Origin of the sequence: Roseovarius sp. ZX-A-9 (assembly GCF_028369135.1) — a bacterium.
Classification (GTDB): Bacteria; Pseudomonadota; Alphaproteobacteria; order Rhodobacterales; family Rhodobacteraceae; genus Roseovarius.
Genome location: NZ_JAPWHW010000004.1, coordinates 65,537 through 87,543 on the forward strand (window position 1 = coordinate 65,537; position 22,007 = coordinate 87,543).

General features: G+C 62.5%; 19 protein-coding genes and 4 tRNA genes. 17 read left to right on the forward strand and 6 right to left on the reverse strand.

All coding sequences use genetic code 11. From position 1 onward, the window contains the following. Nucleotides 1-146 precede the first annotated feature (146 nt). The 7 genes from O3306_RS05330 (at nt 147) to O3306_RS05360 (ending at nt 3,930) form a co-directional block, all read left to right on the forward strand. Nucleotides 147-1,730, forward strand: a complete 1,584-nt coding sequence (locus tag O3306_RS05330) for a helicase HerA-like domain-containing protein (RefSeq protein ID WP_442969975.1) — start codon at nt 147-149, stop codon at nt 1,728-1,730. A gap of 177 nt (nt 1,731-1,907) precedes the next feature. Then, a complete protein-coding gene (locus O3306_RS05335; RefSeq protein WP_272004303.1) occupies nt 1,908-2,402 on the forward strand; it encodes an HU family DNA-binding protein in 495 nt (164 codons plus the stop codon). 18 nt (nt 2,403-2,420) lie between these two features. Then, nucleotides 2,421-2,495: transfer RNA gene (locus tag O3306_RS05340), tRNA-Val, on the forward strand. 161 nt (nt 2,496-2,656) lie between these two features. Beyond that, nucleotides 2,657-3,226 carry a histidine phosphatase family protein gene (locus O3306_RS05345; RefSeq protein ID WP_272004305.1) on the forward strand — a complete coding sequence of 190 codons (570 nt, stop codon included), beginning with the start codon at nt 2,657-2,659 and terminating at the stop codon, nt 3,224-3,226. An 83-nt stretch (nt 3,227-3,309) separates the two neighbouring features. Beyond that, a tRNA-Val gene (locus O3306_RS05350) sits at nt 3,310-3,385 on the forward strand. A 242-nt stretch (nt 3,386-3,627) separates the two neighbouring features. After that, nucleotides 3,628-3,704 (forward strand) — tRNA-Asp (locus O3306_RS05355). A gap of 149 nt (nt 3,705-3,853) precedes the next feature. Continuing rightward, a tRNA-Asp gene (locus O3306_RS05360) sits at nt 3,854-3,930 on the forward strand. A 28-nt stretch (nt 3,931-3,958) separates the two neighbouring features. On the opposite strand, the gene O3306_RS05365 is transcribed toward O3306_RS05360, so the two are convergent. Both O3306_RS05365 and hpt read right to left on the reverse strand, forming a co-directional pair. Continuing rightward, complete coding sequence (locus tag O3306_RS05365; protein WP_272004307.1) at nt 3,959-4,141, reverse strand: hypothetical protein; 183 nt, start codon at nt 4,139-4,141, stop codon at nt 3,959-3,961. A 10-nt stretch (nt 4,142-4,151) separates the two neighbouring features. Then, the gene (gene hpt / locus O3306_RS05370; protein ID WP_272004309.1) at nt 4,152-4,694 is read right to left on the reverse strand and encodes a hypoxanthine phosphoribosyltransferase; all 543 of its coding nucleotides are present in this window, start codon (nt 4,692-4,694) and stop codon (nt 4,152-4,154) included. Nucleotides 4,695-4,765: 71 nt separating this feature from the next. On the opposite strand from hpt, the gene O3306_RS05375 reads away from it, so the two are divergent. Next, nucleotides 4,766-5,212, forward strand: a complete 447-nt coding sequence (locus O3306_RS05375) for a type II toxin-antitoxin system RatA family toxin (RefSeq protein WP_272004311.1) — start codon at nt 4,766-4,768, stop codon at nt 5,210-5,212. A gap of 9 nt (nt 5,213-5,221) precedes the next feature. Here the strand turns inward: O3306_RS05375 and O3306_RS05380 are convergent, their stop codons facing one another. The 3 genes from O3306_RS05380 to O3306_RS05390 are packed head-to-tail and all read right to left on the reverse strand — an operon-like array spanning nt 5,222 to nt 7,310. After that, a complete protein-coding gene (locus tag O3306_RS05380; protein ID WP_272004313.1) occupies nt 5,222-5,689 on the reverse strand; it encodes a CinA family protein in 468 nt (155 codons plus the stop codon). After that, complete coding sequence (locus O3306_RS05385; RefSeq protein WP_272004315.1) at nt 5,686-6,183, reverse strand: phosphatidylglycerophosphatase A family protein; 498 nt, start codon at nt 6,181-6,183, stop codon at nt 5,686-5,688. Before O3306_RS05385 ends, O3306_RS05380 begins: the two co-directional genes overlap by 4 nt. After that, nucleotides 6,180-7,310, reverse strand: coding sequence for a bifunctional 2-C-methyl-D-erythritol 4-phosphate cytidylyltransferase/2-C-methyl-D-erythritol 2,4-cyclodiphosphate synthase (locus O3306_RS05390; RefSeq protein ID WP_272004317.1), 1,131 nt, complete (start codon nt 7,308-7,310; stop codon nt 6,180-6,182). The genes O3306_RS05385 and O3306_RS05390 overlap by 4 nt, the downstream gene beginning before the upstream one ends. Nucleotides 7,311-7,491: 181 nt before the next feature. On the opposite strand from O3306_RS05390, the gene dusB reads away from it, so the two are divergent. The 9 genes from dusB (at nt 7,492) to hflX (ending at nt 19,326) form a co-directional block, all read left to right on the forward strand. After that, nucleotides 7,492-8,466, forward strand: coding sequence for a tRNA dihydrouridine synthase DusB (gene dusB, locus O3306_RS05395; protein ID WP_442969979.1), 975 nt, complete (start codon nt 7,492-7,494; stop codon nt 8,464-8,466). Continuing rightward, complete coding sequence (locus tag O3306_RS05400) at nt 8,463-9,542, forward strand: two-component system sensor histidine kinase NtrB (protein WP_272004321.1); 1,080 nt, start codon at nt 8,463-8,465, stop codon at nt 9,540-9,542. Before dusB ends, O3306_RS05400 begins: the two co-directional genes overlap by 4 nt. Then, complete coding sequence (locus tag O3306_RS05405) at nt 9,542-10,900, forward strand: response regulator (RefSeq protein ID WP_272004323.1); 1,359 nt, start codon at nt 9,542-9,544, stop codon at nt 10,898-10,900. Before O3306_RS05400 ends, O3306_RS05405 begins: the two co-directional genes overlap by 1 nt. Before the next feature lie 100 nt (nt 10,901-11,000). Then, the gene (locus O3306_RS05410; RefSeq protein WP_272004325.1) at nt 11,001-13,262 is read left to right on the forward strand and encodes a sensor histidine kinase; all 2,262 of its coding nucleotides are present in this window, start codon (nt 11,001-11,003) and stop codon (nt 13,260-13,262) included. An 8-nt stretch (nt 13,263-13,270) separates the two neighbouring features. Next, nucleotides 13,271-14,677: a nitrogen assimilation response regulator NtrX gene (ntrX, locus tag O3306_RS05415; protein ID WP_272004327.1), complete on the forward strand. Its 1,407-nt coding sequence runs from the start codon at nt 13,271-13,273 to the stop codon at nt 14,675-14,677. Nucleotides 14,678-14,767: 90 nt separating this feature from the next. After that, entirely contained in the window at nt 14,768-16,144 is a 1,377-nt protein-coding gene (gene trkA, locus O3306_RS05420) for a Trk system potassium transporter TrkA (protein ID WP_272004329.1), read from the forward strand. A gap of 67 nt (nt 16,145-16,211) precedes the next feature. Beyond that, nucleotides 16,212-17,672, forward strand: a complete 1,461-nt coding sequence (locus O3306_RS05425) for a TrkH family potassium uptake protein (RefSeq protein ID WP_272004330.1) — start codon at nt 16,212-16,214, stop codon at nt 17,670-17,672. Between the two features lie 137 nt (nt 17,673-17,809). Further along, complete coding sequence (gene hfq / locus O3306_RS05430) at nt 17,810-18,049, forward strand: RNA chaperone Hfq (protein ID WP_272004332.1); 240 nt, start codon at nt 17,810-17,812, stop codon at nt 18,047-18,049. Continuing rightward, nucleotides 18,049-19,326 carry a GTPase HflX gene (gene hflX / locus O3306_RS05435; RefSeq protein WP_272004334.1) on the forward strand — a complete coding sequence of 426 codons (1,278 nt, stop codon included), beginning with the start codon at nt 18,049-18,051 and terminating at the stop codon, nt 19,324-19,326. The genes hfq and hflX overlap by 1 nt, the downstream gene beginning before the upstream one ends. 96 nt (nt 19,327-19,422) lie before the next feature. Here hflX and O3306_RS05440 read toward each other — a convergent pair whose 3' ends face one another. Then, nucleotides 19,423-21,897, reverse strand: a complete 2,475-nt coding sequence (locus O3306_RS05440; protein WP_272004336.1) for a penicillin acylase family protein — start codon at nt 21,895-21,897, stop codon at nt 19,423-19,425. Nucleotides 21,898-22,007: the final 110 nt, after the last annotated feature.

Below are 22,007 nucleotides of genomic sequence, written 5' to 3' on the forward strand. Positions count from 1 at the left end.
ACAGTCAAAATACAAGCTTTTTGTCCGCGAAAAAGGGCTGCACCCAAAGGCACGGCCAGTCTGACAGGGAGGAAGTCACCCCGTGACACCAGGAGGACATGCGGCGCCGGGGCCCTTTTAGACTGGCGGGAATTGGTTAAGTTAGTATGTTCAGCCCGCGCGGTGGGGCAAATTCAGGGGGCAGAATATTGGAAAACAAGGTCTTTATCGGCGGCGGCGGGCCGGATTATGGCATCAAGCAGGGGTTGCGCCTGGACTATGCCAACCGTCACGGCCTGATCGCGGGCGCCACCGGCACGGGCAAGACAGTGACCCTGCAAATCCTGGCCGAGGGCTTCTCGGCGGCGGGTGTTCCTGTATTCCTGTCGGATGTGAAGGGCGATCTGTCGGGTCTGGCCGCAGCCGGCAGCGTGGATTTCAAGCTGCACGACGCATTCACCAGCCGTGCCGCGACGATCGGCTTTACCGATTACCGCTACGAGGCGTTCCCCGTCACCTTCTGGGATCTCTTCGGTCAGCAGGGGCATCCGGTTCGCACCACCGTGGCCGAAATGGGGCCGCTGCTGCTCAGCCGCCTGATGGAACTGACCGACGCCCAGGAAGGCATCATGAACATCGCCTTCCGCGTCTCGGACGAAGAGGGCATGCCGCTGTTGGACCTCAAGGATCTTCAGGCGCTGCTGGTCTGGGTGGGCGAGAACCGCGATGCGCTGTCGCTGCGCTATGGCAACGTCTCGCCGCAATCCGTGGGCGCGATCCAGCGGCAGTTGATGGTGCTGGAGAACCAGGGGGGCGCCGCGCTCTTTGGCGAACCGGCGCTGGAACTGGCCGACCTGATGCAATGCGACCCCGACGGTCGCGGGCGGATCAGTATTCTGGCCTCCGACCGGCTGATGGGCGCTCCGCGCCTCTATGCCACTTTCCTGCTGTGGCTGTTGTCCGAACTCTTCGAGACACTGCCAGAGGTAGGCGACCCGGACAAACCCAAGCTGGTCTTCTTTTTCGACGAGGCACATCTGCTGTTTGACGATGCGCCCAAGGCGCTTGTGGACAAGGTCGAGCAGGTCGCGCGCCTGATCCGCTCCAAGGGCGTCGGCGTCTATTTCATCACCCAGAACCCCGATGACGTGCCCGAAGACATCCTCGGGCAGTTGGGCAACCGGGTGCAGCACGCGCTGCGCGCCTTTACCGCCCGCGACCGCAAGGCGTTGAACCGCGCAGCCGAAACCTACCGGCCCAATGCCCGGTTCAGCACCGTCGATGCGATCCGCGATGTGGGCGTGGGCGAGGCCGTGACCTCGATGCTCGAGAAGAAGGGCGCGCCGGGCATCGTCGAGCGCACGCTGATCCGTCCGCCATCGTCGAAACTCGGCCCGATTGATCCGGCACAGCGCAAGCAGGTCATCGCCGCATCGCCCATCGCGGGCAAATACGAAACACTGATCGACCGTCGCTCAGCCTACGAGATCCTCAAGAGCCGCGCCGAGGCTGCCGCGCAGGACGCGCAGTCCGCAGAAGAAGCGGCAGAAGAGCAAAACACGGCAGAGCGCGAATTCAACGCCGGGCGGCGCTATTCCGGCAAACGTGTCAGCCGCTCGTCCTCGCGCGATGAAGGATTCGGCAGCCAGTTCGGCAAGGCCATCAGCGGCGCCGTGATCAAGGAGATGAAAGGCACCACCGGGCGACGGATCGTGCGCGGCATCCTTGGCGGATTGTTCAAAGGGCGCTGACAGGGCGGCAGGGCAGGGCGGCGCGCGCGCCTGAAAGGGCGTGATCTCTCAGATAATCGCGCAAGAAATCCATGTTGCCAAATTATCTGCAGGCGGGCCGGGATATCAACAAACGCTCGCTATTTTCGGGCTTTGCCGGTAATCTGTTTCCAGAGCAGAAACAATGGGGCGCAGGCAATGAAAACCCACAAGAAACCGGCAGACGAGGCTTCAACAACCGCGAAAACCGCATCCCGGTCCAAGAACCCGAAACCACCCGCCAAGATGCGGTTGAAACCCGGCGTGCCAAAACCGCCCCGCGCCAAGGCGGCCAAGCGTCCGGACGACGTCAAGCCCGCCACGGTCTCCGGCATCCCGGCACCGGCCGTCGCACCTGATACGCCGGCGGCGGAACTCGAGATGAAAAAGCAGGAGCTGCTGGCACGGGTCGTCGACCGCTCCGAGATCAAGAAGAAATATGCCAAACCGGTCGTGGAAGCGATGATCGCCGTCCTCGGCGAGGCGCTGGCCGAGGGTCGGGAACTCAATCTGCCCCCCTTGGGCAAGGTCAAGCAGAACCGGACCAAGGAAACCCCGACCGCGCGGATCATCATCGCCAAGATCCGTCAGAAAAAGCCGCATGTGGCTGGTGCATTCGATGTGAAAGAGAGTATTGCAGACCCTGCCGAGTGACGCTAAAAAGCGCCCGGCGGGTGATTAGCTCAGTGGTAGAGCGCTTCGTTCACATCGAAGATGTCAGGAGTTCAAATCTCTTATCACCCACCAAAAATCTTTCGCCCGCTACATGTGCAAGGTTCCTTGTTCACCCGATGATCAGCGGCGGGCGTTTCACAACGCGCAATGCCGCGCACGGCCCTAAATCGCCGGTGCGTCGGGGCGATCATCCCCCATCCCAGACGCAACGCCTTTGATGAAAGCCCTGATCCTTGCCTGACTATCCCGACATCTGGTTTCTGCGTCATGGTGAAACTTTGTGGAACCGCGAAGGGCGCATTCAGGGCCGCCGTGATTCTGATCTGACGGCGCGGGGCCGGGCGCAGGCGGCGCAGCAGGCGACGATCGTCGCGCCCATCGTGCCCAAGGTTCTGGCGGCTGGCGGGGCGATTCATGTCTCGCCACTGGGGCGCGCGCGGGCAACTGCCGAGATTGCGATGCCGGGGCTGCCCTATGAAATCAATCCCGATCTGGCCGAGGTCGGAACCGGCGCCTGGGAAGGCTGCCTGAAGGCGGACTTGCCACAAGGCGGCTTTGATCTGGACATCTATGCCGCCGCACCCGACGGCGAGGGATTCGATATTCTTCAGGCACGGGTGCGCCGCTTTCTGGACTCGCTGGATGGCCCCGCGATTGTCGTCTCTCACGGATTGCTGGGGCAGGTGATGCGCGGGCTGGTCTGCGGGCTTGATCGTGCCGGAATGGCCGCGCTCCCGAATCGTCAGGGCTGTGTCTTCCTGCTGCGCGGCGGGGTTGAAACCTTGCTGGAACCCCAGGCGTAGCCCAAGCCAGACGCACGGAAATCGACACAAAACCACAGCCCCTCTTGCACGACTTTGCGCTCCCGGTTATGAGGCGGTTGGCAGGGTGATTAGCTCAGTTGGTAGAGCGCTTCGTTTACACCGAAGATGTCGGGAGTTCGAGCCTCTCATCACCCACCAAACGCCTTTTGCAAGGCAAAAGGCCCGGCCTCCACAAGTACCAACGATCAGTGACGGGCGTATCGCATAGCGAAATGCCGAAAGCAGATTCGCGGACAGGCCGCTCTTTCCTCCCTGCCGGCAAACCTACGCAGCACCGACGCAATACCGACATTTTACCGACGCAAGCTGCGCCTCTGCGCTTGACGGCGCCGCGCGCCCCTACTAAACCCATCGGACGCTCTGATCAGAGCGTGCAGTGGGCGGTTGTAGCTCAGTTGGTTAGAGTACCGGCCTGTCACGCCGGGGGTCGCGGGTTCGAGCCCCGTCAACCGCGCCACCGCTGCATTTTCCGGACATTCAGACACTGACAGCCGAAGCCATTTGCATGGCATCGGCATGTCTTTGAAAAATTGCGCACTTGCATGGTTTTTCTGTCCTTTGGGGCATTGACTGCCCCGCGCGCTTGGCCTAATCCACCCCTCACGCGCGGTTGTAGCTCAGTTGGTTAGAGTACCGGCCTGTCACGCCGGGGGTCGCGGGTTCGAGCCCCGTCAACCGCGCCACTTTCCCCCTCTTGCAGTGTGACAGACTTCAGGGTTTGTAGCCGCGATGCACATCGCGGTTCGGGGTCAGCGCGTCCGGCCAGCCATAAAAATGCTCGAACGCCGCCAGCGCGAGGCAAACCGCCACGATTCCAAAGACGAACATGACCTTCCTCGCACTGGGCGGGTTCTGCGCCCAGCGGGCCATTCTGAGCAACCAGCGGGTGTTCATGGCAGATGGATCATGTTTCGGTAAACCGCACCTTGCCGATATAGGGCAGGTTACGGTTGCGCTGTGCGTAGTCGATGCCGTAGCCCACGACGAATTCATCGGGGATCTCGAAGCCGGTCCAATCCGCCTTGATGGCGGCCTCGCGGCGCGACGGCTTGTCCAGCAACGCGATGGTGCGCAGCTTGCGCGGTTTGCGGCTCTGGAGAAGCGTCAGCACATGCGCGAGCGTATGACCGGTATCCACGATATCCTCGACAACCAGCACGTCCCGCCCTTCGATATCGCCGCGCAGATCCTTGAGGATACGGACCTCGCGGCTGCTCTCCATCGCGTTGCCATAAGACGAGGTCTCGACAAAGTCGACTTCGACGGGCAGCGGCAGCTCGCGCACCAGATCGGCGATGAACACGAACGACCCGCGCAGCAGGCCGACGACCACCAGTTTCTCGGTTTCCGCGAACTCGGTCGTTATCTCGCGGGCCAATTCCTCGATCCGTGCGGCAATCGACTTGGCTGAAATCATCTGGTCGATCACATAAGGTTTTTCGCCCATGAGGCCCCCTTGAAGTTTTGCCGTCAGTCTAAGACAACGACACCTCCTGTCACGCGAAAACCGAGGCTCTCTTGACTAGCCATTCCGAAACCCGCCACCTGCCATACACGGCGCAGCAAATGTACGACCTGGTGGCCGATGTTGCGCGTTATCCGGAGTTTCTGCCTTGGACCGCCGCCGCGCGCGTCCGGACGGTCACCCCGCAGGATGATGGCAGCGAGGTGATGACCGCCGATCTGGTGATCAGTTTCAAGGTATTCCGCGAGCGTTTCACCAGCCGGGTCGTGCTGCGCCCCGAGGCACGGACCATCGATACAGAATATCTCGATGGGCCGTTCAAATACATGATCTCAAACTGGAAATTCACCGATACGGACGCAGGCTGCGACGTATCGTTCAAGGTCGATTTCGAGTTTCGCAACCTCTTGCTGCAAAAGGCAGGCGGGCTGTTCTTCTACGAGGCGATGCAGCGGATCGTGCGTGCGTTCGAGGCGCGCGCAGCCGATCTATACGGCTGACCGCATTGCTCAGGACGCCGCTCGCAACAGCAGGGCGAGCGCGTAGTCGCAGGCTGCCTGCCGTACCGCGGCGCGCCCCAGTGGCCCGAATTCTTGTGTTTCGGTGCTGACAGGTGAGCCAGATCGCGCCAGACCAAAGCAGACGCGGCCTTCGGGCTTGTGTTCGGAGCCGCCCGGCCCGGCGATCCCGGTGACCGACACGGCCAATTCGGCATGGGCATGCGCCAGCGCTCCCGAGGCCATTTCGGAAGCCACTTCTTCAGAGACCGCGCCGAAGCGCTCCAACGTTTCAGGAGATACGCCCAGCATCTCTATTTTCGCGGTATTCGAATAGGTTACAAAGCCTCTTTCAACCACATCAGAGCTGCCCGGAATATCCGTCAGGGCGGCGGCAACCATGCCGCCGGTACAGCTCTCTGCGGTGGCGATCCGCAGACCTGCCGCGCGGGCTGCGTTCAGAACCGCCGAGGCGCTCACAGGCCCAACACTCCGTGGAACAGCGCAGCGAAGGCCACGACGCCGATCGCCGCAAAGACGCCGGCAATCACATCATCCAGCATCACACCCAACGCGTCGTTACGCCGGTCGGCCCACCCAACCAGGCTGGGCTTGGCAATGTCGAACAGGCGAAAGAGCAGAAAGGCAGCCACCCAACCGGGCCAAAGCGCAGTGATAGCAGCCCCCGCATGCCAGGCCCCGAAAGACAACGGCAGAAGGGCGATCCACTGGCCCGCGACTTCGTCAATGACCACCTCGGACGGGTCATGATTCTCACTCCCACGCGTGACCTGAGATGTGGCCCATATGCCCATGATAAATGCCGCAATAATGGCAATCGCCAACAGCCAAGGGCCACCAATGACATGGATCAGCCAGGCCATGGGAAGCGCTATGAGCGACCCCCATGTACCGGGTGCGGGGCGCAAATGGCCGACGCCGCCGACCGTGGCGATGAATGTTGCAACCCTCATGGTTTGACCAGTGCGGCGGTGGCGATGGCGGCGATGCCTTCTTCGCGCCCGGTAAAGCCCAGACGTTCGGATGTGGTCGCCTTGACCGAAATACGCTCTGGCGCGAGGCCGGTAATCTCGGCCACTGCCGCCTGCATCGCGGCGGCGTGTGGCCCGATCTTGGGCCGTTCACAGATAAGAGTGAGGTCCATATTGCTGATACTGAACCCCTTTTCAGATGCCAGCGCAACCGCATGGCGCAGAAAAATGAGGCTCTCAGCGCCCTTCCATTGCGGATCGCTGGGCGGAAAGTGACGACCGATATCGCCTTCGGCCAGCGCACCATAGATTGCATCCGTCAACGCGTGCAGCCCGACATCAGCATCCGAATGGCCCTGCAACCCGCGCTCATGCGGGACCGCGACACCACAGAGCATGACGTGATCGCCGGGGCCAAACCGGTGCACGTCGTAGCCATTGCCGATACGAATATCCATAGGTTTCCCCAGATGCGCCTCTGCGCGTGCGAAATCACCGGGATGAGTGATCTTCAGGTTGGTTTCATCGCCCGGCACGATCACCACGTCAAGCCCGGCAGCACGGGCGATGGCCACATCGTCTGTGGCAGGATCGGGGTGGTCGCGGTGCGCCTCGAGAATCGCAGCAAGATCAAACCCTTGCGGCGTTTGCGCGCGGTAAAGCCCTGTGCGGTCCTGCGTGCCGGTCACGCGGTCGGCCTGTCCATGCCAGAGCGCATCGGTCACCGGCAGTGCAGGGGCGGCGGCAACGGCATGTTCCAGCGCATCGGCAACAGCATCGATGGTGGTGGGCGCCGTGCAGGGGCGGGCGACATCATGGATCAGAACATGTGTCACGTCGCTGGACGCCAGATGCTCCAGACCATTGCGCACCGAGGCGCTGCGCGTGGCACCGCCAGCGACGACCTCGATCCCCGGTACGTGCGGCCAATCCGCCATGTCATCCGGGTGGAGCACCAGCACCAAGCGTGCGATGCGCGGATGTGCCCGAAAGCGGTCGAGCGTCCAGTCGATCACACGTCGACCGGCAAGCGGTTGCCATTGTTTTGGCACCGGCCCGCCCGCGCGGGTGCCACGTCCGGCGGCTACGATGATGGCTGCGACGATCATGTTGGCTGTGATAGCGCGGTCGGCGCGGCCTGTGCAATGACCGTGACGGATGCTCAAAATTTAGGCGGAAAGGTTCTGAGACCAGCCAAAATGCCCCAGCATTCATTGCCGCCCATAACTTCCACAGGTAGAAAGCCCGCATTGCACAAGGATTGAGCATTTGCACCTGAAGCTGCCAGACATGACCCTGACGCCGCCAGTTCTGCTGGCGCCGCTGGCGGGAATCACCGATCTGCCGTTTCGCACGCTGGTTGCGGGCTTTGGTGCGGGGCTCGTGATCAGCGAAATGGTGGCAAGCCAGGAAATGGTTCAGGCAAAGCCGGGCGTACGCGAGCGCGCCGAATTGGGCTTTGGGCAGGCGGCGAGCGCGGTGCAACTGGCCGGGCGCGAGGCCTACTGGATGGCCGAGGCCGCGCGCATGGCCTGCGCCAACGGCGCGCGCCTGATCGACATCAACATGGGCTGCCCGGCCAAACGCGTGACCAGCGCCAGCGGCGCAGGGGCCTCCGGCTCGGCGCTGATGAAGGATCTTGATCACGCGCTCAGCCTGATCGAGGCCGTGGTCGGCGCGGTAGATGTTCCCGTCACGCTCAAGACCCGGCTGGGCTGGGATGATACGCTGCTGAACGCGCCCGAGTTGGCCCGCCGCGCCGAAGATGCGGGTGTCGTGATGATCACCATCCACGGGCGCACGCGCTGCCAGTTCTACAAGGGCCGCGCCGACTGGGCCGCGATCCGCGCGGTCAAGGACGCGGTGAGCATTCCCGTGATCGCCAACGGCGATATCACAGATACGGCCGCGGCCCGCCGGGCGCTGGCCCAGTCCGGTGCGGATGGCGTGATGATCGGGCGCGGCGCGCAGGGGCGGCCCTGGCTGCTGGCCGAGGTGGCACATGCGCTGCATGACACGCCCTCGCCCAACATACCGCAGGGCGCCGCTTTGGCCGACATGGTCGCGGGGCATTACGAGGCGATGCTGGGGTTTTACGGCACCGATCTGGGGCTGCGCGTCGCACGCAAACATCTGGGTTGGTATCTGGACGACGCCGGTGCCGGAGCTGAAATGCGCCGCCGCATCCTGACCAGCCGCGCGCCCGCAGAGGTGCTGACCCTGTTGCCCGAGGCACTAACCATGCCACAGGAGGAAGCGGCATGACCGGGGCGGATGACGCGATCTGGGCGGCACTGCCAGTACCTGGTCTGATCCTCGACGCCCAGGACCGCATAGCCCGGATCAACCCGGCGGCCGAAGGGTTCCTGAATTCCTCTTCCCGCGCGCTTGTCGGCGTGCCGGTCTGGGATACGCTGATGGTCGACGCTCCTTTGGAAGAGGCCTATGCCCGCGCCCGGCAGGTCGGCACGCCGCTTTTTGTCAACGATGTGGATGTGGGCACCGGCAGCCGGGCACCGTTGCAATGCAACCTGCAGATCGCGCCACTGGGCGGGGCATCGGGGCAGATGTTGATGCTGGTGTCACCGCGTGAGTTAGCTGGGCGGATGACGCAGAACCATTCGGTGAAATCTGCGGCCAAATCGGCCATCGGCATGGCCGAGATGATGGCCCATGAGATCAAGAACCCTCTGGCAGGCATCACCGGGGCGGCGCAGTTGCTGTCGATGGGGCTGGGGGCCGAGGATCTGGAACTGACCGACCTGATCGTGAGCGAAAGCCGCAGGATTGTCGGCATCCTCGATCAGGTTGAGCAATTCGGCAATGTGACCGCACCGCGCCTGCAAGCGGTGAATATCCACGACGTGCTGGACCGCGCCCGGCGATCCGCATTGCTGGGCTTTGCCGCCGACATGACCGTGGTCGAGGCCTACGACCCCTCGCTGCCACCTGCATGGGGCGATCCCGATCAACTGCTTCAGGTGGTGCAGAACCTGCTCAAGAACGCAGCCGAGGCGGCTGGCGGGCGGGGCGGGACGATCACGCTGCACACCTATTATGAGCAATCGCTACGCCTGCGCGATGCCGATGGTGCCGGGCGTTCGCTGCCCTTGCAGATCGAGGTTGTCGATGACGGCCCGGGCCTGCCGCCGGACATTGCCGATGACGTCTTTGACCCGTTCGTATCCGGGCGCGAAAATGGCACCGGCCTCGGTCTGGCGTTGGCGGCCAAGATCATTTCCGAGATCGGCGGCTGGATATCCGTCACCTCGGTGCCCGGGCGCACGGTCTTTCGCATTTCGCTGGCCCGCGCGCCGAAACTTGACGAGGAGAATACCTGATGGACGGCACGGTTCTTGTCGCTGATGATGATCGCACGATCCGCACGGTACTGACGCAGGCGCTGACCCGCGCGGGCTGCAAGGTTCATGCGACATCGTCGCTGACCACGCTGATGCGCTGGGTCGCCGAAGGACGCGGTGATGTGGTGATCTCGGACGTGGTCATGCCCGATGGCAACGGGCTCGAGATGCTGCCCAAGATCGCCCAAGACCGCCCCGGCATGCCGGTCATCGTGATTTCCGCCCAGAACACCATCATGACCGCGATCAAGGCCGCCGAGGCCGAAGCCTATGACTACCTGCCCAAGCCGTTTGACCTGCCTGACCTGATGAAGCGCACCGCGCGCGCGCTGGCGAGCTGTAGCAAGCGCACGGGCCAGACCGGGCGCGAAGAGCACGAGCGCCCCGACGATCTGCCGCTGATCGGGCAAACCGCCGCGATGCAGGCGCTCTACCGTGTGGTGGCCAAGGTGATGAACGCGGATCTGCCGGTATTGATCACTGGCGAATCGGGCACCGGAAAATCGCTGATCGCGCGGGCGATCCATGATTTCTCGGACCGGCGCTCATTGCCCTTTGTCACGGTCAGCCCTGCCGATCTGGTCGATCTCGACGGACCTGCACGCATCATGGCGCGGGCCAAGGGCGGCACCATCGTGCTGGACGAAGTTGCCGATCTGGACGATGCCGCGCAAGGCCGGGTGGTGCGGATGATGGATATGCCGGCCGATAGCCGGCCGCGTTTCATGGCAACCATCCAGGCGCGCCAGCCCCGGCCGGGCGAGATGCGCGACGATCTCTACTACCGGCTTGGCGGCGCCGTGATCGACGTGCCGAGCCTGCGCGAACGAGTCGACGATATTCCGCTACTGGCCATGCATTTCCTGCAGAAATCCGAAAATGATGGCGCTCCGGCGCGGCGGGTGTCCGATACGGCGCTGGCAATGATGCGGACCTATAGCTGGCCGGGCAATGTGCGCCAGTTGGAGAATGCCGTGCGGCACATGGGGCTTACCGCGCGCACCGACGAGATCAGCCGTGAAGAGGTCGCCGCCGTGCTGGGAAATCAACCCGCCGCCGCGCCGGTGTTGGGGCCGGGCGATCCTGAAAGGCTGGCCAGTTCGGTGGCGCAACACCTGCAACGGTATTTCGACCTGCACGGAGAGATGCTGCCTCCAGCCGGGCTTTACCTGCGCATCCTGCGCGAAGTGGAACTACCCCTGATCGAGATCGCGCTGGATGCGACAGGGGGAAATCAGGCCAAATGCGCCGATCTGCTGGGCATCAACCGCAATACGTTGCGCAAGAAAATCACTGATCTTGATATTCGCGTGACACGCCGCCGCAAATTGATGTAAAACCGCAACAGGCCTGTGGCGCAAAAGGGGCACTGCCCGTCAACGTCACAAGATGTTGTGGGATGGCATGTGCGCATGCATCAGGAGCGGGGGGGAGCTGGTGGCAACCAGGACACGCGTTTCGACTTGGGACCGGATCGTCAGGTTGCGGCGTTGGCAGCGTTTCCAGAACGTCGCGACGCTCGGCCTGGTCGTTCTCGGACCTATTCTGGCGCTGGTCACGTTCCTGGTGATGGGGCCGCTTGAACAAGGCGCACAATCCAACGGTCTGCGCGTCGTCCTTCTGGCCGATCTGGTCTATGTGATCATCGTCGCGGCGCTGGTCTTGCAGCGGGTGGTCCAGATGATCACCGCCCGGCGCGCCCAATCGGCTGGATCGCGCCTGCACCTTCGCCTCACGGGTGTGTTCGCGATCATGGCGCTCTTGCCCACGGTGACGGTCGCGGTTTTCGCCACACTGTCGGTCAACATGGGGCTTGAGGCGTGGTTTTCGGACCGTGTCGGACGCGTGGTCAGCAATTCGGTCGCGGCTGCCGAAGCTTACGAAGAGGAACACCGGCGCGATTTGATCACCGACGCAAAGGTGCTGGCCTCGATCATCAACGCCACCAAGCGCGCGACAGTGTTTCTGGATGACGGCGACATCCGCAAGGTCCTGTCGGAAGGCCAACGCGAAATCCAGCGCGGGCTGCGCGAGGCTTTCGTAATCGACGGGACCGGCGAAATTCGCGCCCGCGGCCAAAGTTCTTACCTCTTTGATTTCGAAGAACCGACACCAGAGCAGATCCAGCGCGCTTTGGAAGAGGATGTCATCGTCATTCAGGACTGGGACAACAACGAGTTTCGCGCCCTTCTGCCACTGCGAACCATCCCCGACAGGTTTCTTTATGTCAGCCGCAATGTAGACGGCGACATCCTGAACCTGCTGGACGAAACCAAGGAAACCGCGGTTTTCTATCAACAGCGAGAAAGCGAGCGGGGCAGGGTGCTGTTCGAATTCGGGCTGCTCTACCTCGGCTTCGCCGTGATCCTGATTCTGGCCGCTGTCTGGCTGGGCTTGTGGTTCGCCGAACGTCTGGCGCGGCCCGTGGGGCGCCTGACCAGCGCGGCACAGCGTGTCGGCGCAGGCGATCTGGATGTCCAAGTCCGTGAGGAAGAGGGCAATGACGAGATTGCCCAACTCAGCACTTATTTCAACCAGATGACCCGGCAACTGAAGGCACAGCGCGCCAAACTGCTGACCAATACCGAACAGATCGAGCGGCGTCGCAGACTGTTTGATTCGGTGCTCGGGTCCGTTTCTTCCGGGGTTGTCGGGCTTGATGCCAAAGGGCGCGTGACCTTCGTCAACCGCGCGGCCGAGCGGCTGCTTGCCTGGCAGGAGGACCGCCAATCGGTGGACCTGTCTGTGGCCGTGCCCGAGTTTTCCGAGCTCTTTGAGCGGCTCAAACGCAGCGCCAACGGCTTTGTTCAGGATGAGGTACGGGTGACGCGCGGCGGCACGCAGGAACATCTGCTGGTGCGCATTTCCACCCGGCGCAGTGAGGCCGGGCGGCGCGAAGGCTATGTAGTGGCCTTTGACGATGTGACCGATCTGGTCAGCGCACAGCGCATGGCTGCCTGGGGCGATGTCGCGCGCCGGATCGCCCACGAGATCAAGAACCCGCTGACGCCGATCAAGCTGTCGGCAGAACGCACGCGGCGCAAGTTCTCGAAACTGCTAGGGGAAAAGGACGCCGCCGATCTGGCGCAACTGACGGATGTGATCGTCCGCCAGACCGACGACCTGCGGCGCATCGTTGATGAATTCTCGAAATTCGCCCGCATGCCAGAACCGCAGCGCAAAGCCGAGAGCCTGACCCGACTGCTGCGCGAGGCCACGCTGTTGCAGGAAGCGGGCCAGCCCGATGTGACATTCGAGACCGATTTCGTCGATGACGATCTGTGGGCCGATGTGGACGCAACGATGATTAGTCAGGCCCTGACGAACCTTATAAAGAATGCCGGTGAAGCCACGGAAACCATTGTGGAAAAAGGTCAGGCTCCAAATGGCTTTCAGCCGACGATACGCATCCAGAGCATGCGCCGCGACGGGCGCGCCGAATTGCGCATCTCCGATAACGGTATCGGCCTGCCAGAAGACCGGTCGCGCCTGTTCGAGCCCTACGTGACAACCCGCGACAAGGGCACCGGGCTGGGCCTGCCGATCGTCAAGAAAATCATCGAAGAGCACGGCGGCAAACTGGAACTGGTGGATGCCGATCCTTTCTTTGACGGGGCACAACGGGGGGCGATGGCCATCATCACCCTTGAATTGACAGTAGCGGACAGTGGCAAAGATCAAGCCGCAGAGGCAGTGTGAGGAAACCCATGAACGATATTCTTATAGTTGATGACGAACGCGATATTCGCGAATTGATCTCGGATATCCTGCAGGACGAGGGCTATACGACCCGGCTGGCGGGCAATTCGGATGACGCCATGAGCGAAATCGCCGAACAGCCGCCCGCGCTCCTGATCCTCGATATCTGGCTTAAAGACAGCAACATGGATGGGATCGACATCCTTAAGACGGTCAAGCGCGATTACCCCGATGTGCCGGTCGTGATCATTTCGGGGCATGGCAACATCGAGATCGCCGTCGCCGCCATCAAGCAGGGCGCGTATGATTTCATCGAGAAGCCGTTCAATATCGATCAGTTGATGGTGGTTATCCGGCGCGGCATGGAAACCAGCCGCCTGCGCCGCGAAAATAACAGCCTCAAGCGGCGCGAGACCGGACCGGCGGACATGCTCGGCGAAAGCAGCGTGTTTCGCGCGCTGGTCAGCCAACTGGACAAGGTCACCCGCTCGAACGGGCGGGTCATGCTGACCGGCCCTGCGGGCAGCGGCAAGGAATTGGCGGCGCGTTACATCCATGTCAATTCGAACCGGGCTCAGGCGCCGTTCGTTTCGGTCGGCTGTGCCTCGATCGAGGCGGAACGCATGGAAGAGGTGCTGTTTGGCCGCGAAAGCGAAGAACGCGGAATCGAGCCCGGCCTGCTGGAAGAGGCCAATGGCGGGATCATTTACTTTGACGAAGTGGCCGACATGCCGCCCGGCACGCAGTCCAAGATATTGCGCGTGCTGGTCGACCAGCAGTTTCTGCGCGTCGGAGGATCGGAAAAGGTCGAGGTGGATCTGCGCGTGATCAGCTCGACCAGCCATGACCTCGAGGCCGAAATCGCCGCCGACCGGTTCCGCCGCGAACTCTATCATCGGCTCAACGTGGTACCGATCAGCGTGCCCTCGCTGGAGGAACGACGCGACGATATTCCGTTGCTTGCGAGCTACTTCATCGAGATGCTGAACAAGACGCAGGGCCTGCCGCTGCGCAGTTTGAGCAGCGAGGCCAATGCCCTGCTGCAGACGATGCCCTGGCCGGGCAACGTGCGCCAGTTGCGCAATATGGTCGAACGTGTGTTGATCCTCGGCGAAGGCACAGGCGAGATCCAGGCGCATGAATTACCGGGAGAAAACGCCGGCGGACCCGAGGATGGCCGCGTCGTTCTGGCCGGTGCTCTGGCCACCATGCCGCTGCGCGAGGCCCGCGAAGCGTTCGAGCGCGAGTATCTTCTGACACAGATTAACCGCTTCGGTGGCAATATTAGCCGGACGGCCGAATTTGTCGGGATGGAACGCAGCGCGCTGCATCGCAAGCTGAAATCGTTGGGGGTGGTCACATCGGCCAAATCCGGCGCGCGCGTGGCCAAGATTGCCGAAGAAGAGGCTGACTGAGCCCTGCGGGGAGAATCTGAATTGATTTGACCCCGCCAGTCCCCTCTGCCATGCCTGTAGTCCGATCAAGGCGCAAGGCGTAGGGGTCACATGAAAGTTATCATTTGCGGCGCGGGCCAGGTTGGCTGGCAGATCGCGCGCCATCTATCGGGCGAACGCAACGACGTTACCGTGGTGGATAGCAATCCCGATCTGGTGCGCCGTGCCACCGATACGCTGGACGTGCAGGGCCTGGCGGGTTTCGCCAGCTATCCTGACGTGCTGGAGCGGGCGGGTGCGCGCGACGCGGACATGATCATCGCCGCCACCCATTCGGACGAGGTGAACATGGTCACCTGCCAGGTCGCCCATTCGGTCTTTGCGATCAGCCGCAAGATCGCGCGCCTGCGCAGCCAATCCTACCTCGACGCCATCTATTCCGACCTCTACCGCCGCGATCACATGCCGATCGACGTGGTGATCAGCCCGGAAAAGGAAGTGGCCGAGGCCGCGTTGCAGCGGCTTGCCGCACCGGCGGCCTTTGACACCGAAAAGTTTTTCGATGGCGAGGCCCAGTTGATGGGGCTGCGCCTGGAAGAAGATTGCCCGGTCGTCAACACGCCGTTGCGCCAGCTGAGCGATCTCTTCTCGACGCTGCGCGTGGTGGTGCTGGCCGTGCGCCGCGAAGGGCGGCTCTTTGCGCCCAATGCGGGCGATCAGCTGTTCGTGGGCGACGAGTGCTATGTCTTCGCCCCCAACGAGGATATCCCGCGTACTTTGGAAGTCTTCGGCAAGAAGTCGCAGAAACAGGAACGCCTTGTCATTCTGGGCGGCGGCAATGTCGGGCTGGCCGTGGCCCGCGCATTGGAAAACAGCGGGCGGCGTATCCGTACCAAGATGATCGAACGCAACCGCGCCTGCGCAGAACGTGCTGCCGACGCGCTGGAGCGGACCATCGTTCTCAACGGCGATGCGCTGGACAGCGCGCTGCTGAACGAGGCGGGCATTTCGCGCGCCGATGCCGTGCTGGCCGTGACCGACGACGACAAGACCAACCTGCTGGCCGCCGTGCGGGCAAAATCTGAAGGCTGTCCGTTTGCCATCAGTCTGGTCAATGACCCGACGCTGGTGCCGCTCTTGCAGCCCATCGGCGTGGATGCCTACATCAACCCGCGTGCCACCACGGTCAGCTCGATCCTGCGGCACATCCGCCATGGCCGCGTGCGCGGTGTCTATTCCATCGGTGATGCCGAGGCCGAAGTGATCGAGGCACAGGTGATGTCGACCTCTTCCATAGCCGGCGCAGCGATCCGGGAAATCGATTTTCCCGAAGGTGTCCTGATCGGCGCCGTAAAGAAGGGCAAGGAGATCCACAAACCCTCGGGCGGCATGCGCATCGAGGAAGGCGACGTCATCGTGATCTTTGCCATGGCAGCGGATGTGGCGCGGGTCGAACAGCTGCTTCAGGTCTCGATTGATTTCTTCTAACCCGATATCGAATCGCCTGCTGCGATTCCCGCTGATCCTGGTTCTCGCAGGCTTTGCGGCAATCGCGATGTTTCTGCCTGCGCTGCACGCGCTGATGCAGGATGATCACTCGGTCTCGCGCAGCTTTGCCTATTCGGGCGTTCTGGGGTTGGCTGTTGTCGGGTTGATCGGCCTCGCACTCAGTGGCAATGTCCAGCGCGGCGAGGCCAGCGATCTGAGCAACCTGCTGTCGCTGTGCCTAACCTTCATCCTCCTGCCGCTGTTTCTTGCCGTGCCGTTCTACGAAGCTGTGGGCAATACCAGCTTTCTCAACGCCTATTTCGAGATGGTTTCGTCGCTAACGACTACGGGCGCGACGCTGTTCGACACGCCTGGGCGGCTGGGCGACAGCCTGCATCTGTGGCGGGGCATGGTGGGCTGGTTCGGCGGTCTTCTGATGTGGGTTGCGGCCTCGGCAGTGCTGGCGCCGCTCAATCTGGGTGGCTTCGAAGTCACGGCGACAGCCGAGCCGGGGCAGGGCGACACGCGCCTTGACCGGTTCGAGCGGGCAAACGTTGGCAAACGGATGGGCCAAGCGACCTATGTGTTGGGCCCGATCTATGTCGCGCTGACCGCAGCGCTCTGGCTCTTCCTGGTGCTGAGCGGCGACCGACCGCTGGTTGCGGTGGTGCATGCAATGTCGACCATGGCCACCAGCGGCATTTCGGCCGTGAACGGGGTGCAGAATGCCGGGTCGGGCCTGGGCGGAGAGGTGATCATCTTCTTTTTCATGATGTTCGCGCTGTCGCGGCTCACATTTTCGTCCGACACGATCACCACCGCGCGCCCCGGTTTGCACCACGACCCTGAATTCCGCCTTGGCATGCTGCTGGTTCTCGGCGTGCCCTTGCTGCTCTTCCTGCGACATTGGCTGGGCGCGCTGGAAGTGGACCAGCTCGAAGAATTTCCGTCGGCTTTCGCGGCTCTTTGGGGCGGTATGTTCAGCGTGCTGTCTTTTCTTAGCACGACCGGATTCGAGAGCGCCTATTGGGAGGCCGCGCGCGACTGGTCTGGCCTCGGGACACCGGGGCTGATCCTGCTGGGCCTGTCGCTTGTGGGCGGGGGGGTCGCAACCACAGCTGGCGGGGTCAAGCTGCTGCGGGTCTATGCGCTCTACCTCAATGGCCAGCGGGAAATGGAGCGGCTGGTACACCCGTCCTCGGTGGGTGGTGCGGGCGCGCGCAGTCGTCGTATCCGGCGGCACGGCGCCTTCGTGGCATGGATATTCTTCATGCTCTTCGCGTTGTCACTGGCGGCGATCACGGTCATTCTCTGCGGGTTGGGTATCGGATTCGAGCCCGCGCTCATCCTGTCGATTGCCACCCTTTCGACCACCGGCCCGTTGACCCAGGTTGTCGGCGATTCACCCATCGTGCTGATCCAGATCGGAGCCGCGGCAAAGCTGGTGCTGTGCGCCGCTATGGTGCTGGGACGGCTCGAAACCCTTGCGATCATCGCGTTGATCAATCCCTCGCTGTGGCGCGATTGAGACGGGTTGGTGGCAAACGCCGTCAAGGAATTGATTTTTAGGCTGGAAACTCCTTCGCGGGCAAGACATACTGGCTAGTGAATTTGATTTCCGGCACGGATCCGCCGCGCGCACAAGAATAAAGGCATTGAGGAAATATGGCTTCTGACCGTCAAAACCTACAGGACGCGTTCCTCAACGAGGTGCGCAAGACCAAAACCCCGGTTACAGTGTTCCTGATCAACGGTGTGAAACTTCAGGGCGTTATCACATGGTTCGACAATTTCTGCATCCTGCTGCGCCGCGACGGCCAGTCGCAGCTTGTCTACAAGCATGCAGTATCGACCATCATGCCTTCACAGCCGATCAACCTGTACAGTGGTGACGATCCCGCGTGATGGATCACACCCCCGTAGACACCCGCGCATGGGTGCTGCACCCTGATATCTGGTCCCGCCAGGAGGCCGCCCGCACACCCGCGCTGGCGCTCGAAGAAGCAATGGGCCTTGCGCGTGCGCTGCCGGGGCTCAAGGCGCTTGGCGGTACGGTGGTCAAGCTGCCAAAGGCCCATCCTGGCATGCTGTTCGGCAAGGGCAAGATCGAAGAGCTGCGCGCCAAGTTCGAGGCCGAAGAGATCGAGCTTGTCCTGATTGACGGCCCCGTGACACCGGTGCAGCAGCGCAATCTGGAGAAGGCTTGGGGCGTGAAGCTCTTGGACCGAACCGGGCTAATCCTTGAAATTTTCAGCGACCGCGCCGCCACCCGCGAAGGCGTGCTTCAGGTCGAGATGGCCGCGCTCAGCTATCAGCGGACGCGACTGGTCCGCGCATGGACCCACCTGGAACGGCAGCGTGGCGGGCTCGGCTTCGTCGGCGGCCCCGGTGAGACGCAGATCGAAGCGGACCGGCGCGCCATTGACGATCACCTGGTGCGTCTGCGTCGCCAACTGGAAAAGGTCGTCAAGACGCGCACTCTGCACCGTGCCGCGCGCGCCAAGGTGCCGTTTCCCATCGTGGCGCTGGTGGGCTACACCAACGCGGGTAAATCAACGCTGTTCAATCATCTCACCGGCGCCGAGGTTCTGGCAGAGGACATGCTCTTTGCCACTCTTGATCCGACAATGCGGCGGGTCGAGTTGCCGGATGGCGGCCCCGAAGTGATTCTGAGCGATACCGTCGGCTTCATCTCGGACCTGCCGACAGAACTGGTGGCAGCCTTCCGCGCGACACTGGAAGAAGTGCTGAGCGCCGATCTGATCTGCCATGTACGCGATATTGCCCACCCCGAAACCGAGGCGCAGAAAGCCGATGTCGAGGCCATCCTTGAGAGCCTCGATGTTTCCGAGGACACGCCCCGGATCGAGATCTGGAACAAGATCGACCTGCTTGACGATGATGACCGCGCCGCAATGATGACCCGCGCCGAGCGGTTGGAAGACGTGCAGGCGATCTCGGCCGTGACGGGCGAGGGGATGGTCGCACTTATTCAGCGAATTGCAACCGCGCTGACGGTCGAGACTCAGGAAGTGCTGCTGCATTTGCCATTCAACGAGGGGCGCAAACGTGCGTGGCTCTTCGAGCGCGGATTGGTCGAGCACGAGGTTCAGACCGAAGACGGTTTCGATCTGACCGTATGCTGGACCGCCCGCGATGCGGCGAAATTCGAGTCCCTGTAACGACCTGAACGCAGGATCGACACCTGCTTTAATTCTATGCGCTCCGCTTAAATCCGGTTTTCACCACAGCCAATCACCCGCCAACCCGCAACATACTTATGGGTTTGCGGGGGTCAGTGTTGTGACGCCAACTGCCGCCGCACGCGCCAGGCGCGGGTCGAGCGACATCGGAATGTATTCGCCCCGCCGCCAGAGTTGCGCGAGGTCGTCATAATGGCGGCTGAGGAAATGCCCTGACTGGCCGGTGGAGATGACGAATACGCTGCTGTCAGGATCGGCAAAGTCATAAACACCGCGATACCCCGCGCCATGCACGTTCTGGAACGGATCCGGCCCCGTGCCGCGCGTCAGCCCCCGTTGCAGCGTGTTGTCACCGCCCGAGGTGGATTGCCGGATGTTCACGAAATACCGCACCCAAGGCACATCGCCCAGCACCGGGTGGTCCTGAACGGCTTGATGCACATCGCCCCAGCGCAGCGATTCCAGCGCCGTACCGTAACGGTCGGTGATCCACACCAGCGCATCATCAAGCGCCAGCCGCGCGATATCCGTGCAGGTCTCGACCGGACTGGACTGCACCACGTCACACCAGACCGAAGCACCATCCACATCCCGGTACACACGCTCGATGAAAACCGGATCGGGATGGGTGAATTCGCTGATCAGCGGCCCCAGCTCATCCTTGGCCAGCCGGGTCTGAAGCGCCCGCAGCCATGCGGCGTAGATCAGCGGCTCGGGGAGGTGTTCGTTCATCTCGCCGTTCCAGTCTGCCAACAGTGCCAGCGCGCGCTGACGCAATTCCTGCGCGGTCCCCTCGGGCGCACTTTCACCGGTGAACCACAGGTCGGCGCCGATCAGAGGCAACAGCGACCGGGCGGTGAAACTGACCGTATCCAGCTGCGCCTCGATAAAGCTGTCGCGGGTGTGCACCTGGCGGCTCTGCATCAGGCGTTGCCAGCGGTGGATACGTTGCGTGTCGCCCCAGACATGGCTGACATGCTGCGGAAACGGACGATCGACCGTCTTGTTGTTGGTGTTGCCCAATATGCCGCCGATGGGGGCCATGAAGGCGGGGTTGGCCGAGTAAGGGAAATACCCCTGCCAGCGATTATCCGCGATCCAGCCGCGAGTGGGCAGGCGCCCCTGACTTTCATGCTCGGCGCTGCGACGGGGCATGGCACCGATCATCTTCATCGCGATCTCTTCGCGGTCCACCACCGTGAGGTTCTGTGCAGGCGCCACGAAAAGCTCTCCAGCCTCCAGCGCTTCGCCTACGGTCCCGGCGCGCATGAGGGCCATCGCCGCGCTCATGGTCGTGTCCCGCGGGCTGAGCGCCGTCCATGCAAGCGAGGCCACATGCCCCTTTGGCGTCACGGTGCCCAGATCATAATGCGAGCCGGGCAGGACCGGGCCATTGTCGGTCCAGCGCAGGGTCATTGTCACCGGGTTCTCGCCGGATATGTTGATGATGGAACGGCGCGTCTTGAACGGCTTGAACCCGTCTGGCGTCAGATATTCCTGTGGGTTCTCAGGATTCAGCTGCTCTATATAGACGTCCTGATCATCAAGATAGGCCGAGGTGATCCCCCATCCCAGCTGCTCGCTGCGGCCTGTCAGGATGGCGGGCACGCCGGGGATTGTGCCGCCGATCACGCCGCCACTTTCCAGCTCCAGCCGCGCCAGATACCAGATCGCGGGCGCGGAAAAGCCCAGATGCGGATCGTTGGCCAGCAACGTGCCACCCGCCGCCGAACGTGACGGCGCGGCAGCCCAGGCGTTTGAGGCTCCGGCGAGTTCGGGCGGCGGGAAGGGCGACAACGGATCGGTTGGCATCGGCATGCCAGCGGCGTAGCGCGGCAGATCAAGCCCGGGCATCAATTGCGCATAGTCGGGCAGGGCGGCGATACCCGGTCCCGGCGCGTCGGGCAGGATATCGACCAGACGGGCGGGATCCTTCAGCATCAGCGACACTCGGGCGCGCCGCACCTCGTAGCTCATCTGCGCCGACAGTTGCACCGCCATCAACTTGACGATCGCGATACTGTCTGCCGGGGCCCAGGGCGACATCGGGGCATTGAAGAGGAACATCTCGGGTGCGCCGCGTCCCAGTGATGCCTCGTTGATTTCGGCCACCCGCGCGTTGACGCCTGCGGCATAAGCCTCCAGCGCCGACAAGGTCGCCGGGTTCTGCGCCGCTACCGAGGCGCGCGCCGCACCGTAGATGTCGAACCGGCGCAGCAGCTTGTCCACCGCCAGCGTCCGGGCTCCGAACACCTCTGACAAGCGCCCCTGTGCCGTCCGGCGCAGCACGATCATTTGCCACAGACGGTCCTGCGCATGCGCATAGCCAAGGCCAAAGAAAACCCCTTCATCCTTCGTGCCAAAGATATGCGGCACGTTGGCGTTGTCGCGCACGATCTCTACCGGGGCTGTGAGGCCCGACACTTCCAGGGTCTTGTCATAATCGGGCAAGGATCGAGACAGCAGGAAATAGAGCGCGATCACCGCGAGTATCGCCAACACCACAAGCGCGCCGGCGATTCGCATCAACCATTTGAAGAGGTCTGCCATCGGCGCTGTCACTTACCCTGTCTTTGACACGTTCGGCATCCAACCTGAATTAGCAGACCTGATACCAAACGCCCAGATCATCGAAGAGGCGCCGCCCACTCCCGCTTTTC

What these genes read in the sequence shown, in the direction of transcription:
- O3306_RS05440 (WP_272004336.1), bottom strand. Translation starts at nt 21,897, where the DNA reads ATGGCAGACCTCTTCAAATGGTTGATGCGAATCGCCGGCGCGCTTGTG.
- hflX (WP_272004334.1), top strand. Translation starts at nt 18,049, where the DNA reads ATGGATCACACCCCCGTAGACACCCGCGCATGGGTGCTGCACCCTGAT.
- O3306_RS05335 (WP_272004303.1), top strand. Translation starts at nt 1,908, where the DNA reads ATGAAAACCCACAAGAAACCGGCAGACGAGGCTTCAACAACCGCGAAA.
- O3306_RS05385 (WP_272004315.1), bottom strand. Translation starts at nt 6,183, where the DNA reads ATGAGGGTTGCAACATTCATCGCCACGGTCGGCGGCGTCGGCCATTTG.
- dusB (WP_442969979.1), top strand. Translation starts at nt 7,492, where the DNA reads ATGACCCTGACGCCGCCAGTTCTGCTGGCGCCGCTGGCGGGAATCACC.
- O3306_RS05405 (WP_272004323.1), top strand. Translation starts at nt 9,542, where the DNA reads ATGGACGGCACGGTTCTTGTCGCTGATGATGATCGCACGATCCGCACG.
- hpt (WP_272004309.1), bottom strand. Translation starts at nt 4,694, where the DNA reads ATGGGCGAAAAACCTTATGTGATCGACCAGATGATTTCAGCCAAGTCG.
- O3306_RS05425 (WP_272004330.1), top strand. Translation starts at nt 16,212, where the DNA reads ATGTTTCTGCCTGCGCTGCACGCGCTGATGCAGGATGATCACTCGGTC.
- hfq (WP_272004332.1), top strand. Translation starts at nt 17,810, where the DNA reads ATGGCTTCTGACCGTCAAAACCTACAGGACGCGTTCCTCAACGAGGTG.
- trkA (WP_272004329.1), top strand. Translation starts at nt 14,768, where the DNA reads ATGAAAGTTATCATTTGCGGCGCGGGCCAGGTTGGCTGGCAGATCGCG.
- O3306_RS05365 (WP_272004307.1), bottom strand. Translation starts at nt 4,141, where the DNA reads ATGAACACCCGCTGGTTGCTCAGAATGGCCCGCTGGGCGCAGAACCCG.
- O3306_RS05400 (WP_272004321.1), top strand. Translation starts at nt 8,463, where the DNA reads ATGACCGGGGCGGATGACGCGATCTGGGCGGCACTGCCAGTACCTGGT.
- ntrX (WP_272004327.1), top strand. Translation starts at nt 13,271, where the DNA reads ATGAACGATATTCTTATAGTTGATGACGAACGCGATATTCGCGAATTG.
- O3306_RS05390 (WP_272004317.1), bottom strand. Translation starts at nt 7,310, where the DNA reads ATGATCGTCGCAGCCATCATCGTAGCCGCCGGACGTGGCACCCGCGCG.
- O3306_RS05330 (WP_442969975.1), top strand. Translation starts at nt 147, where the DNA reads ATGTTCAGCCCGCGCGGTGGGGCAAATTCAGGGGGCAGAATATTGGAA.